This window comes from Pseudoalteromonas sp. SCSIO_11900, from assembly GCF_000576475.1.
In the GTDB taxonomy this organism is placed as follows: Bacteria; Pseudomonadota; Gammaproteobacteria; order Enterobacterales; family Alteromonadaceae; genus Pseudoalteromonas; species Pseudoalteromonas tetraodonis.
The window spans coordinates 210,027-224,573 of the sequence record NZ_KK070023.1 but is presented as its reverse complement, the minus strand read 5'-3'; the positions used below and the strand labels follow the sequence as shown (position 1 = coordinate 224,573).

11 protein-coding genes are annotated in these 14,547 nt (G+C 40.2%); 9 read left to right on the top strand and 2 right to left on the bottom strand.

Annotation, left to right across the window (positions count from 1 at the left end; all coding sequences use genetic code 11):
- Positions 1-35: 35 nt before the first annotated feature.
- On the bottom strand, positions 36-1,283 hold the full coding sequence (locus tag BG00_RS01015; protein WP_036980031.1) for an NAD(P)/FAD-dependent oxidoreductase: 1,248 nt from the start codon (positions 1,281-1,283) through the stop codon (positions 36-38).
- A 268-nt stretch (positions 1,284-1,551) separates the two neighbouring features.
- Here BG00_RS01015 and BG00_RS01010 point away from each other — a divergent pair, with 268 nt between their 5' ends.
- From BG00_RS01010 to BG00_RS00975, 8 genes are all read left to right on the top strand, one after another.
- Positions 1,552-1,767, top strand: a complete 216-nt coding sequence (locus BG00_RS01010) for a hypothetical protein (RefSeq protein ID WP_036980028.1) — start codon at positions 1,552-1,554, stop codon at positions 1,765-1,767.
- Between the two features lie 3 nt (positions 1,768-1,770).
- Positions 1,771-2,772, top strand: coding sequence for a 4-hydroxyproline epimerase (locus BG00_RS01005; RefSeq protein WP_036980025.1), 1,002 nt, complete (start codon positions 1,771-1,773; stop codon positions 2,770-2,772).
- Between the two features lie 13 nt (positions 2,773-2,785).
- Positions 2,786-4,282, top strand: coding sequence for an aldehyde dehydrogenase (NADP(+)) (locus BG00_RS01000; protein ID WP_036980022.1), 1,497 nt, complete (start codon positions 2,786-2,788; stop codon positions 4,280-4,282).
- Between the two features lie 120 nt (positions 4,283-4,402).
- Positions 4,403-5,074 carry a GntR family transcriptional regulator gene (locus BG00_RS00995; RefSeq protein WP_036983306.1) on the top strand — a complete coding sequence of 224 codons (672 nt, stop codon included), beginning with the start codon at positions 4,403-4,405 and terminating at the stop codon, positions 5,072-5,074.
- Positions 5,075-5,388: 314 nt separating this feature from the next.
- Positions 5,389-8,382, top strand: a complete 2,994-nt coding sequence (locus BG00_RS00990) for a TonB-dependent receptor (RefSeq protein ID WP_036980020.1) — start codon at positions 5,389-5,391, stop codon at positions 8,380-8,382.
- Between the two features lie 165 nt (positions 8,383-8,547).
- Positions 8,548-9,594, top strand: a complete 1,047-nt coding sequence (locus BG00_RS00985) for a proline racemase family protein (RefSeq protein ID WP_036980018.1) — start codon at positions 8,548-8,550, stop codon at positions 9,592-9,594.
- Positions 9,591-10,676: a M24 family metallopeptidase gene (locus BG00_RS00980; protein ID WP_036980015.1), complete on the top strand. Its 1,086-nt coding sequence runs from the start codon at positions 9,591-9,593 to the stop codon at positions 10,674-10,676. The genes BG00_RS00985 and BG00_RS00980 overlap by 4 nt, the downstream gene beginning before the upstream one ends.
- A 1-nt stretch (position 10,677) precedes the next feature.
- Entirely contained in the window at positions 10,678-11,625 is a 948-nt protein-coding gene (locus tag BG00_RS00975) for a bifunctional Delta(1)-pyrroline-2-carboxylate/Delta(1)-piperideine-2-carboxylate reductase (RefSeq protein ID WP_036980012.1), read from the top strand.
- Positions 11,626-12,616: 991 nt separating this feature from the next.
- Here BG00_RS00975 and BG00_RS00965 read toward each other — a convergent pair.
- A complete protein-coding gene (locus tag BG00_RS00965; RefSeq protein ID WP_036980007.1) occupies positions 12,617-12,940 on the bottom strand; it encodes a hypothetical protein in 324 nt (107 codons plus the stop codon).
- 282 nt (positions 12,941-13,222) lie between these two features.
- Between BG00_RS00965 and BG00_RS00960 the strand changes: the two genes are divergently transcribed.
- On the top strand, positions 13,223-14,476 hold the full coding sequence (locus BG00_RS00960; RefSeq protein ID WP_036980005.1) for an outer membrane protein transport protein: 1,254 nt from the start codon (positions 13,223-13,225) through the stop codon (positions 14,474-14,476).
- The last annotated feature ends 71 nt before the right edge of the window (positions 14,477-14,547 follow it).

The following is a 14,547-nucleotide window of genomic DNA, read 5'->3' as shown; positions in this document are numbered from 1 at the left end:
TCCTATGTATTTGTTTAATTATAATTTTTAAAGAATTAGCGCATAAACCGGTTTATAGAATATGGCTCTAAATTTATGGAGGGGGCTTTATTGAGACACAAATCTGTAATTAACTCGGCAGTTATGGCTCCTTGTGTCAACCCTAAATGCTGATGACCAAAGGCAAAGTACAGGTTATTGTGATTGGGGGCTTGGCCTATTATGGGTAATGAGTCAGGCAATGATGGCCTACAGCCCATCCATGTAGTCGTGGCACTAAGAGGCTGGCTAGCTAATAACGCTTGTGCATGGGGCAGTAAAGCTAATGCACGTTTATTGTTAGCCTTTCTATTTATACCCGCAAACTCCACTGTGCCTGCCACTCTTAACCCTTGACTCATCGGGGTCATGATAAGACTCCGTTCAGCAGAAGCTACGGGCCGTGTTAGGCCATGGTTAATATTAACCATACAGTGGTAACCACGCTCGGTATCTAAAGGTGCTGTGTATCCAAGCGGCTCGATGAGAGAGGCACTCCAAGCACCCGCTGCGATCACGACTTTATCGAAATTGAGACTATCTTGTTCATCACTCACCATAAAACCTTCATTTTTAGGCGTGATAGCAACTACTTTCTGTTGACGAAATTGCCCCTTTAATAAACTGAACTTTTGCGCTAATTGGATACAAAATAAATGTGGTTCAATACTATGAGCAACGTCTTCAAATAATAAAGCGTGATTTATTTTGTCGGATAAACTGGGCTCTAGAGCATGTACTTGCTTTGCATCAAGTAGCTTTACCTTAATTCCTTGTGCTTGGTACATAGCCAAGGTGCGCTGCACATCAACCAATGGGGTTTTTTCAAAGGTAAGTAAACTCCCTTGTTTAGTAAGCAGGTGGTCAAGCTGATAGTTTGCTAATAATCTTTCATAAGCATGGATCGCATGTTCATTTAAGGCTTTGAGAGCGCGTGTATGTGAAATGAATTTGGCGCTTGGCATATTTTTAATAAATTGCCAAAACCAAGGAAGTGCTTTTATTGCATAGCGCCAATCAATGCGCAATGGCCCTAATGGGTTAAAAAGCATAGCAGGTAATTTTTTTAATAATGCTACCTGCGCTAGAGGAAATACCTGTTCGGTGGCAAAGTGCCCAGCATTACCTTTTGAGCAGCCTTGCGCTAGGCCATTTTCATCGTATAGCGTCACTGCAAAGCCAGCTTGTTGTAACTGTAAAGCTGTGCAAATACCAATTACACCAGCACCGATCACAGCGACTCTTTGTGTTTTTTTATTGGCCAAAACTACCTTCCCCTGATGATAAAAGTAAAACGCTATACGTTTTTTAAAAAATAAATCGATATTGTATTTACTGACAAGTAGTAAGAAAAAAACTCTACAAGCTCTTTCTAAGTCATTTTTAGTTATAACTTTCAATTAGTTATGTGTAATTTGTTATTTGTAATCTTTTAAGGGTGTGTACCTATAAATTTAATATTAAAATAGGATATTGATTATTGTATACAATATACTTATCATATCAAGCATAAATTCAGTTCGGAATAGGCAAATGAAAACCAATTGGCATGGTATAAACCCAGCAATGGCCGCTCAGTTTTATAGTGATGAGTTAGTTAGCTCTACATGGCAACTAGTTGGCAGCGCTATAGTAAAAGCTATAGCAGATTTTAAACTACTGGTTGTAAATGAAAAAACTTCTTCATCAACGCTTAACGATACTGCGAAAGCGTATTGTGTTGATGTAAATAAACCTAAATTGGATTAAGTGATGCGCAAAGGAACATTTTTTTGTATAGATGGCCATACTTGCGGTAACCCTGTGCGGCTTATAACAAGTGGCCATCCTGTGTTACAGGGCAATACCATGAGTGAAAAGCGCCAAGACTTTTTAGCTAACCATGATTGGATCCGTCAAGCGCTCATGTTTGAGCCCAGAGGTCACGATATGATGTCGGGCGGTTTTTTATACCCACCTACTAGCGAAGATGGTGATGCAGCCATTTTATTTGTAGAAACTTCCGGCTGCTTACCCATGTGTGGCCACGGTACAATGGGTATTGTTACCTTCGCCTTAGAGCATGGTTTGCTACATGCTAAAACCCCCGGTACTTTAAAACTGGATACGCCAGCAGGACGAGTTCAGGTCAATTATGAAATGACGGATGGCAAAGTACAGTGGGTTAAAATTTATAATGTGCCTGCTTATTTGGCGCATCAGTCTATTTATATCAATATCACAGAGTTGGGTGAGTTAAAGGTTGATATCGCTTTTGGTGGTAACTTTTATATTATTGTCGAGCCACAGGGTAACTTTAAGGGCATTGAACATTTAAGCGCGGGGCAAATACTCAAGTACAGCCCCCTAGTGCGCGATGCCATTAACGCCAAAATACAATGTATACATCCACTTGATTCTACCGTTCAAGGTGCTAGCCATGTGTTGTGGACAGGTATACCTAAAAACTCTGGTTCTGACGCCGCTAATGCGGTTTTTTATGGTGATAAAGCCATTGACCGCTCACCATGCGGAACAGGCACTAGCGCCCGCATGGCTCAGTTGTTTAGTAAAGGCTTATTGCAGCAAGGCGATGCATTTATTCATGAAAGTTATATTGGCAGCCAGTTTATTGGCTGTATAGAGCAGGTGTCTGAAGTGGCAGGTCAAACTGCTATTTTACCTAGCATTCGCGGCTGGTCTCGGGTAACCGGAACGAGCACCATTACAGTAGATGACGACGACCCATATGCCTATGGGTTTCAAGTAATTTAACGAGGAGAAAAGCATGACATTAACAGGACAAAGCCTAATTGCCGGACAATGGCAAGGTCGCGCTGAGCAAGGTGAATTTCAAGCCTTTTCACCGGCTAAAAATCAACCATTATCGACACGCTACTTTAATGTAACGAGTACTCAGTTAAATACGGCAGTTGATGCTGCTGATAATGCTTTTATCGAGTACAGAAAAACGAGTTTTAGTCAGCGTGCAGATTTTTTAGAGTGTATTGCAGAGCAAATTTTAGCACTTGGCGATGATTTACTAACGCAAACCGCGCAAGAAACCAATTTACCTATGGCACGCTTACAAGGTGAGCGAATGCGCACGGTTAATCAGTTAAAAGCATTTGCCAGTGCACTGCGTGAAAACCCAGATTCACCACTAGGTTTAAAGCTGATTGATGAAGCTGATAGTAATCGCTCGCCACTACCTAAACCTCGTACAGAGCTTAATTACTTACCGCTTGGGCCTGTAGCTGTATTTGGTGCGTCTAATTTTCCGTATGCATTTTCAACACTCGGGGGGGATACCGCCGCCGCACTTGCAGCAGGCTGCCCAGTGATTGTTAAAAATCATACTGCGCATCCAGGCACAGGGGAGCTAATGGCTCGTGCAGCGCTTGCTGCGATTAAAGAATGTGATATGCCGCTAGGTGTATTTTCAGTGCTGCAAAGTGATGTTTACGATATTTCGCATCAATTAGTCGCAGCTCCGGCCATTAAAGCAGTCGGTTTTACTGGGTCGTTTAATGTGGCTAACTTACTGCAAGCTACTATAGCGAAACGCCAAGAACCAATTCCATTTTATGGTGAGCTAGGTAGCATAAACCCACAAATAGTTTTACCCAATAGAGCGCAAAATGAAGGTAAAGCTATGGCTGAAGCTCTTTGCCAATCAATGCTAATGGGTAATGGCCAATTTTGTACCAGTCCTGGTTTATGGCTGGTACCAACGGGCTGTGATGAATTAGAAGCCGAGGTAGCCAACTGCATTAGTGCAGCCGCCTCAGATACTTTATTAACCCCAGGTATTGTGAAGACCTTTAAAAAGCAAGTTAGCCAGCGCAGTGAGCTCGAAAACGTAGAGCTTATTGCAAAAGGCGCACTTACAGAAGACTTTCATGGTAATGCCCATGTATTTGCCTGTAATGTTGATACCTATTTAGCAACCCCTGCATTACGTGAAGAAGTATTTGGCCCAGCCGCTTTATTGGTTCGGTATGAAAGCATGGAGCAGTTAAGTTTACTAGTCGCAGCGCTTGAAGGTCAGCTGACAGCAAGTGTGCATGGAAGTAGTGATGATTTCGTTAGTGCAGAAAAAGTCATTGAAGCGCTACAATACAAAGTAGGGCGTTTAATACACAATCAAATGCCAACCGGTGTAGAAGTGTGTAGCTCAATGAACCATGGTGGACCATTTCCGAGCTCCACAGATGTACGTAGCACTTCCGTTGGGTTAAATGCAATGTTGAGATTTTTGCGACCAATTTGCTATCAGTCTTAGTTAATTGTAGCGGGAGTGGAAATTGCATTTCCCGCTATCTCTTTATTGTGAAGGATTCTAACTTGGCATGCGTGTTTTTATAGGTATAATGTATACCAAATGCAATTTATAGAAATTACTATGGCCATAGAACATAAAACTCGAACTCAGCTTGTTGCAGAAGCTATCCGTGAAAAAATTCTTTCAGGTGAAATAAAAGCGGGAGATCCATTACGTCAAGCAGCATTAGCCACTGAGCTAAACGTAAGTCGGATTCCAGTACGTGAAGCTTTGCTACAACTAGAAGCCGAAGGACTAGTCAATTTTGAAGCTCATAAAGGTGCGACTGCTACACAGCTTTCGGCATCGCAAATTGATGAGATTTTTGACCTCAGAGCACTTCTTGAAGCCGAGCTATTAAAACATTCAATACAAAGCTTAACTGATCAAGACTTAATTGATGCCGAGCTTATTTTAACTGAGCTTGAAAGTGCCATGGATGCCGGCGATACCCACCTTGCCACTGGCGATTTAAACAGCCAGTTTCATGCTAAATTATACAGCCGCGCCGCGCGCCCACAAACCCGTGAGTTGGTTGATATGTACAGCAAAAACTCAGAGCGCTATGTACGTATGCATATTTTATTGGCAGGCGGTTTAACAAAAGCTCCTGAAGAGCACCGTACTTTACTCGAGTTATGCAGAAAAAAAGACTGTCAAAATGCCTGTGAATTTCTAAAAAATCATATTGTTAAAGCTAAAAACGATATAAAAAGATTACTTATAAAATTAGAAGGTGAAAATAGTAATTAAAAAAATATATCTGGCAATAAGTACAGGCTACTAAACTCTAATTTATAACTTTAGGCATCGCTTTAGCTTTCCAGCAGCAATAATAAAGAAGTGATGCCTTTCCCCTCTTTTTATTATTCCAATTAGCACCATAAATAGCTCCTTTCTGTTGGGTCGAAAGTTCATAAATTTTTTTACTATTAAGATCAGTTGGTTATTTTTAAATGTGAATTTTGTGTATATTTAATATTGTATACAATATGTAATAGGTGTATATTTTTTGTTGTCTAAGTTAGATAGGCATTAAAAACCAACAGGAACAAGGGAACATTCACATGTTTACAAATAATAAAAAGCAAACTCGGGGAATAGGCATTAAATCGCTGTTAGCAACGGCGGTAACAGCTGCATTAATAATGACCCCTACAGCAAAAGCAGTTGATGGTAGTAGTGTTGTTAAAGGTCATGTGGTGGCCCACGCTGGCAACGATTTAACTGGGGCAACAATAACTTTAAAGCATAAAAGTAAAGGTTTAGTGTATACCATTATCAGCAATAATGATGGTGAATATTTACTGCGCAATGTGCCCGTTGGGATATATGATGTCACTATAAGCAAAGAAGGTTTTGAGCCGTTAGTAGAAGAAAATGTCGCTGTGACGATTGGGCAATCCATTATTCTCGATGCACAATTATATAAAGCCGGTAGCGATATTGAGCGCATTGCTGTTACGGGATCAGCCATTCGCCGTGTTGATATGGCCTCATCTACTTCGGGTTTAACATTCAGTGATGCTGAATTAAAAGCAATGCCAGTAAACACAGGATTTGAAAGTATCGCTTTACTAGCTCCAGGCACTGCGGCTCCGGGCGGCGCAAATTTTAATGGTGCATCGAGCTTTGGTGGTTCGTCAGCAGCTGAAAATGGTTATTACTTTAATGGCTTAAACGTAACCAGTATTCGTACAGGTCTGGGTTCAATTCGCTTGCCATGGGAAGCTATTTCACAAACGCAAGTGAAAACAGGGGGTGTTAGTCCTAAATTTGGTGGAGCACTTGGCGGTATTGTTAATGCAGTGTCTAAATCCGGTGAAAATGACTTTAACTTCGGGGCAGAAGTACGTTGGGATCCTGATAGTTTACGTAGCCAGCACGATTCTATTTATCAAGAAAATGGCACAATTAGCACCAATACACAGCAAAGTAGTTACGACTTTAAAGAACTACAGTTATGGGCTAGTGGTGCAATTATCGAAGATACCCTGTTTTTTTATGGTTTATTCGCACCTCGCCGTGAAGAGTCTACAGGCGCAGGACAAACAACTTTTTCTGATTTTGAGCGTGATGAAGACCGCTGGTTCACTAAAGTAGATTGGTTTATAAATGAAGATCACTCAGTGGGCTTTTCAGCAATGAACAATAAGCGCACTTGGACCGATAAAACCTTTGTTTACAGCTGGCAAGAGAATGTGATTGGTGAGCAACAAGGTGTGGATGCACCAGGGGAAGATGGCGGTAAAGTATATAGCTTAAATTATAATGGCTACCTAACTGATACTTTTTCTGTTTCAGCAGTTGTTGGGCGAGTGACTGAAAACGTTGAAAATGTGGTTGCATCACCAAATCCAGGTGTTTGGGATGAGCGTGATGGCTTTGTCACTTTGAGTCAACATACAAACTCGTCTGTGACAGAACAAGAATTCACGCGCGACCAAGCAAGAATTGATTTCAACTGGGATTTAGATATGCACTCAATCCAGTTTGGTGTCGATTACACTAATGTAAAAGTGGATTACTTTGAAGGCCAAAACGGCATTGGTGATGCAGAGGGCTGGTGGACGGTCAAAACTGCCGGTGAAAATGATGTATCAGGTGCACCTTTGGGAAGTGATTTTATAGAAAGACGAGTTCGAAGTCGCGAAGTCGATTCTGATACAACTTCACTCGCTTTTTATATTAATGATTCATGGCAAGCAACCGATAGTTTAGTGTTTAACATGGGGCTACGCTATAGCCAGTTTGAAAACACGGTATCAGATGGGCGTGCCTTCGTTGATATTGACAATCAAATAGCACCGCGTTTGCAAGCAATTTATGATGTGTCGGGTGATGGCAGTGCTAAGATCTTTGCTACGTATGGACGCTATTTTCAACCCGTATCTGCGAACATGAATATCACCCAAGGATCAGCTTCAATTGAATGGTTTGAGTATTTTGAGTTAGATGAATTAGACGCAAACGGTGCACCAAGTTTGATGGCTGATGGCTCACCAAGCAGAGGAGATATGCTACGAGATAGGCGTTGGCGTCAGCGTGGTATTACTGAACCAGGATTGATTGCTTCATCTTCATTAAAACCAATGTACAGTGATGAATTTACTATCGGCTATCAGCAAGAAGTGTTCGATACTATGTCAGCGGGTGTACGCGCGATTTATCGTGACCTTGGACGCAGTGTTGAAGACACTGATGTCGGCCCGGTATTAGCTAAAAAACTGGCTGAAATGGGTATTACCGATAACGTGGGTCAAGGCTCTTATTATGTGCTGAATAACCCAGGTGAAGCTATTCAAATGTCATATGATTTTGACGGTGATGGTCAGGTTGATGAGGTTAATTTAAGTGCTGATGAACTTGCTTTACCAGAGGCGCATCGTAAGTACTTAGCACTTGAGTTTACTCTAGATGGTAATGTGACGGATGATTTACGTATTAACACCTCGTATACCTGGTCACATAGTTATGGTAACACCGAAGGGCTTGTGAAAACAGATAATGATCAAGCCGACCCAGGCTGGACAACCTCTTATGACTATGGCGATTTGATGGATCACGGCTACGGTAATTTACCTAACGACCACCGCCATGCATTTAAATTCAGTGGTGCATATAACATCACCGAAGCTCTGACCATAGGCCTTGTTGCCCGCACTACATCAGGCCGTCCAAAAAGTTACTTCTCAGTTCATCCAGCGGGCGTAGATAGCTGTGCAGAGGGGAATCCTTGGGATGCGTGTATTAGCCAATACTATGATCAAGCATCACATTACGATGAAAATGGTAATCCAGCTCCTCGTGGTAGCAAAGGAAACCTACCTTGGTTAACGAATGTCGATATGTCTTTGACTTATAACACGGACTTTTTTGGTACCGATATGACTTTAAAAGGCACCGTCTATAACTTATTTGATGGTGATAGTGCTATGTCAATCAATGAAGAGCGTGCGCAGTACGGTGATAATGGCTTAGAACTGAATCCAGACTATGGACTCGTGACGGGGCGTCAAGGCGCGCGTTATGTGTCTTTAGTTGCACGTATAGAGTTTTAACTCCCTGGTGAAACAGCTGTTTGAAAACAACCTACTAAGCTATTTATCTGAGGGTAATATTAGTGTGTTGTTTTGATGTTTAAGCACATGCTCATTTGAGCCATACAGCCTTAATGCTGAGCAGGAAACTGCTTGGCATTTTTCGTATAAATTTTAAGGTTAACTATGACGAACAGTTTATATTCTCATTGGCAACAGCCTAAAGATGGTTGGCTGCAAGTGGATACTCTTGATATGCATACCGGCGGTGAACCTTTACGCATAATCATTGATGGGTTTGCTGAACTACAAGGGCAAACCATGATTGAAAAGCGAGCTGATTGCCTAACAAGATTCGATCACCTACGTAAAGCACTGATGTTCGAACCCCGAGGTCATGCTGATATGTACGGCGCGTTGATCACAAAACCTGAACGTAAAGATAGCCATTTTGGCGTACTGTTTTTACATAATGAAGGCTATAGCACAATGTGTGGTCACGCTATCATAGCGCTTGCCACAGCAGCTAAAGATAGCAGCATTTGCAACTTTATTGAAGGCGTTAATGAGTTACGTATAGATACACCAGCAGGGCTTATCAAGGCGTATATTACTCTTCGAAATAACCAACTAATAAGTGTTTGTTTTAATAATGTTGCAAGTTATGCAGAAAAACTTGATATGCCAATAGAAATACCTCTGTTTGGTGCCGTCAATTGTGATATTGCTTATGGCGGCGCTTATTATGCTTTTGTAGATGCTGATACTTTGGATGTAAGTTTGGCGCCCAACAATCATGAACAAATTATTAGCTTAGGAAAAATCATTAAGCAGGATGTTAATAGCCAGTACCAACCAAAACACCCGACCGATGATACATTAAGCTTTTTATATGGGGTGATTTTCTATTCAAATTCACAAAAAAGTCATTCTGTATTTAGCCGCCATGTCTGCATTTTTGCTGAGGGCGAATTAGATCGCAGCCCTACGGGTACCGGCGTGAGTGCCAGAGCTGCATTAGAGTTTGCAAAAGGCAGGCTTAAATTAGGACAGCAAATAAAAATAGAGAGTATTTTAGGCTCTATATTTTCAGTTGAGCTAAAAGCGCAACGCATGTTAGCTGATACCCATGCAGTAATACCTAGAGTGAGCGGTGAAGCCTTTGTCACTGGCAAACATACTTTTTTAATTGATCCAAATGATCCCCTAAAGCAAGGATTTATATTTCGATGAAAAATCAATTTACCTCTCGCCAACAATTACTAAAGCAGGCATTAAAAAAAAATGGGTTAACAGCGCTACTCGTATTAGGCCATGAAAATATTCGTTACTTAAGTGGCTTTAGCGGTAATGCTGCTTACGCGTTAATAACTGCGGAGGAAAGTGTACTAATAACCGATTATCGCTATTTTGGCCGAGCTCAAGAAGAGTCTATTGGCTTTGAGGTTGTCAGCCGTGATCGTGATAGTGAAACATTAGGTCAGTGCATAAATCGTTTTTTAACGACTAATAGTCAATTAGGTTTTGATGCCGCTTTTATTGATGTTGCACTTTGGCAGCAAGTGGCAAGTGAGTTAACTAGTCATACAGTTACACAAGTTACCGGTATGGTTGAACGTTTACGCATGGTTAAAAATGATTGGGAAGTCGAGCAAATAAAAGCGGCTGCAGCCATTGCTGACGAAGCGCTTAGACAAACATTACCCTATTTTAAAGAAGGTGTAACAGAGCGAGACCTAGCGCTGGAACTTGAATTCAGAATGCAAAAACTAGGCTCTGAAGGAATGTCGTTTGCCACTATTTTAATGTTTGGAGAGCGTTGTGCACTGCCTCATGGCAGCCCGAGTGAACGTACTCTATCTAAAGGTGATTTTATTACTCTTGATTTTGGCGCAGTGGTGAATGGTTACCGCTCTGATATGACTCGCAGTTATGTACTTGGTAAAGCTTCAAAGAAACAATCAGCAATCTATCAAAGCGTAAGCAATGCTCAGCAAGCAGCGATCAACCTACTCAAAGCAGGTGTTGACTGTCTAGACTTACAAAACATCTCACAGCAAGTACTCGATGACTCTGGTTTTGGTAAATGGGCAGGGCAAGGGTTGGGCCATGGAGTTGGCTTGTTTTTACATGAGTTGCCCTTTATTAATAAAAATTGCCGTCATGTATTAGAGGCAGGTAATGTGATCACGATTGAACCTGGTATTTACATTCCGAATTTTGGTGGTGTACGAATAGAAGACGATATTTTAATAACTCAAAATGGTTATGAAGTATTAACCCACGCCCCTAAGCCGTTCGAATTGGAGGGGTAGGATGAAAGTAATAGATCAAACGCAAATTGATGCTGTCCTAGATTTTGACTCGCTTCGCATTGCTTTACAAAAAGGGTTTGCTCAGCAGTTTACTATGCCCAAGCGTCATGTGTATGAGTTAGATAAAACAGACACAAACCATGACGCATTTGCCGTATTACCAGCATGGAATGAACAGGTTATTGGAGTAAAGGCATTTACCTACTTTCCAAGTAATACTGATAGTGAGTATGCGTCACTTTATTCAAAAATAATGCTGTTCTCTCGCGCTCATGGTGAACCTCTTGCTCTGGTTGATGGTACACGTGTAACACTTTGGCGCACAGCTGTAGTATCTGCTTTGGCAAGCTACTATTTATCGCGAAAAGATAGCCAGCATTTAGTGTTTTTTGGCAGCGGCAATTTAGCTGAGTATATGGTTCGAGCACACTTGAGTGTGCGCGATTTTAAATGTGTAACGTTAATTGGGCGTAATCAAGATAAAGTTGCTGTTTTACACAATAGCTTACAGCGTGCATTTACTGATATTGAGTTTGTTATCGGACAAAGTTGTGAAAAAGTTATTAAAAGTGCCGATGTGATCAGCTGCGCAACAGGTTCACCAACGCCATTATTTAAAGGTGGTTGGTTAAAGCCTGGTACGCATGTTGATTTGATTGGTAATCATCGCTGCGACTCGCGCGAATGTGACAGTGTTACTATCGCACAAAGTAAGGTATATGTAGATAGCAAGGAAAATGTTCTTGCTGAAGCTGGTGAATTGTTGATTCCTATTTCTGAGGGAGTTTTTGATGAAGCTAATATATCCGGCGAGCTTGCGGAGCTAGCTAAAAAAAATAACTATGAGAGAAAATGTGAATCCGATATAACAGTATTTAAGTCTGTTGGCACAGCGTTAAGTGATCTTATAACTGCACATTATATTTATAAGTCATTAAAAAATGAATAGCTTATTACTTTTATTATTAGGGCTTTGTTTCGTTATGTTGAGCTTACTAACATTTATAAGATGGCTCAGGATTCGTTATGATAAGCACCATTGGCGAGTTTGCAAAATTGTAAACATTAACAATGTAATTGATAATAACGTGCGCAATTTAGAGCTTTTGCACTACAAGAGGATATTAGTCAGCTATAAATTTAAAGGTAATTTTTATAGTGTTTTTGTTGCTTTTGATCAGCAGCTTATAGCCCAGTTTAAAAATGGGATTGATTGTACAATTTTAATTGACTCTAACAATCCTAATGTCACTTATCTTAATAGTAATTACTGGGTGAAATACTGTGGAGTTTGGTTTTTTTCGGGCATTATTCTTATAGCTTTAAGTTTCTTAATCCACATCTGAATTGGGTAAATAAGAGAGCTGGTTAAGGTGTTTGCTTAAAGTGTGTAGTTTAGCTTTTTAAAAAATGTATCTTATTTTGTAAAAGTTAAAATGGCTTACGACAACTGGAAAGCTTTTTTCTCTTTTAAATATTAGCTGACTATAGTTTTTCTCAAAGCGGTGATGCAAATAAAAGGGACTCATAAGTATTAAATATTTAGGGTATACCTGTAATTAATAATTTAAAGGTTAGACATATTTTATTCCTATAATCGATTATCAGGGTATAGGTTTTTACGAAGGCTAAGTTGCAGGTTCGATCCCTGCCGAGAGCGCGATTTGCTCCGTTATCTTTTATTGATAGTAAATACTAACATCCAAGTAAATGGTGACCTGAGTGTGACCAAGTTAAAAACGTTGACTTAAAAGCACCATTAATTTTTAAAAGTGTTAATCTAATACTCTAACTAGCACATTTTTACATCTAGCTAAGGAGTTGCATTAGCTCACAGCCTGATATTTTAAGGTGCTTCAACGCTTCTCTGCTGCTAAGCCAAACACCTTTTTGAGAATTTAGCGCTATGTTACTTGAGAGATCCCCCGCTGATTATAAAATTAACTTACCTCGACTTTTAAAAGAGCATTTACTGCTTTAGTATTTTTGCATCGTCTTTTTCTGTTTGTTTTAGCAGAAATATACCCACCTAAAAAGCAATTACCCATTAACGTTATCCACAGTAATGTGCCTAATTCTACATGCAGCGCTAAGCAGCAAAAAACCAAAGAAATAATTGCCATGCTAATGGCTGCTAACCAATAGAGATTAACTGGGTTGTCACATTTACCTGCCTGCGTACACGCGCAATAATTTGCTTTATAAAAGAAATAAACACTTAAGCCACAAAAAGTAAGCGCTGTAACAATAAGTAAAATGATCACTGTTTTCTCCCTTGATGATTTTATTGGCAGTGTAAATTGCAAAGTATTTCAAGTCAATGCAAATGAGAATTAATATCATTAGAGTATATACTCTAATACCATACTTCTGCTCCGATGAGTTTTAAATAGTTGTTAAATTGTCGTTAAAAAACGTGTTTTTTGGCCTTTTTTAACGTTTTAGTAGGGTTTTTTATAAAAAATTAAGGTAGTGTACGCGGGTTTGAAACTCTAATAACAACACACATAGCTATCCAAACAGTAAGTTTGGCTAAGGACACAACAATGAAATTTACTAAAACTCTTATTGCTGCATCGCTGGCATTTGTTTCAGCTGATACTTTTGCAGCCGCGTTTCAATTATCAGAGCAAAATGCATCGGGTTTAGGCCGTGCATATGCTGGTGAAGCATCTATCGCAGACGACGCGTCTGTAGTTGCACGTAACCCAGCATTAATGACTTTATTTAAAGACAAGCAGCTAAGTGTTGCTGCTATTGGCGTAATTCCAGATGTAAGCTTAGAAGGTGAAGGCGCGCCAACAGGTATTGATGAGTCATCATTAGATGACGACAGCATCGCACCAAGTGCAGTCGTGCCAGCAGCTTACTTCACTATGCCTTACAACGATAAAGTATCAATTGGTTTTGGTGCGTTTTCTAACTTTGGTTTATCAACAGATTTTGAAGATGATTACTCAGCAGGTCAAATTGCTGGTAAAACAGAAATTTTCACAGTTAACTTAAATGCAAGCGTTGCCTATAAAGTTACCGAGAAATTTAGCTACGGTATTGGCTTAAATGTGATTTATGCAGAGGCTGAGATTGTTAGACATTTAGGCGAGACTCCACTACCTTTGCCAGCTCAAACTGAAGCTAGAAACTTGAAAGGTGATGATACTGGTTTCGGTTTAAATGTTGGTCTAATGTATCAATTAGACGATAATAGCCGCTTTGGTTTTAATTACCGCAGCGAAACAGACATCACATTTGATGGCGATTTTTCTAGTGCTCTATCTACAAGTTTTGGTGGTACTGATGGGGTGAAATACCCTGGTTCTGTTGATATTACACTTCCTGCAATAGCCGAATTTTCTGGTTCTCATCAGTTAGATGACAAGTTAGGCTTACATTACAGTGTATTATGGACAGGTTGGAGCAGCTTTGAATCATTAGAAGCACAAGTAACAGCTCCTACAGGCGATAAGTTTATTGGATTTGAAAAAGACGAAAGCTTTTCTGACTCTATGCGCTACGCAATCGGTTCTGATTATCAATACAGTGAAAACTTATTGTTACGTGCAGGTGTAGCATTTGATGAGTCTCCTGTATCACAAGACCACTTATCTATCTCAATCCCAGATACAGATCGTTTTTGGTTCTCGTTTGGTGGTAACTATGCAATTGATCAAAACTCAAACGTTGATCTTGGTGTAAGTATTATCCGTGGTAAAACTCAAAACTTTGAAGAAGAAGGATTTGAGTTTGAATCTAAAGGCCATGCGGTATTACTTGGCGCTCAGTACAACTACAAGTTCTAATGTAGAAGTGCTTTGTAGTTAAATGCAAGGCACAAAAAAGCCGCTCACTTTAATTAAAGTGAGCGGCTTTT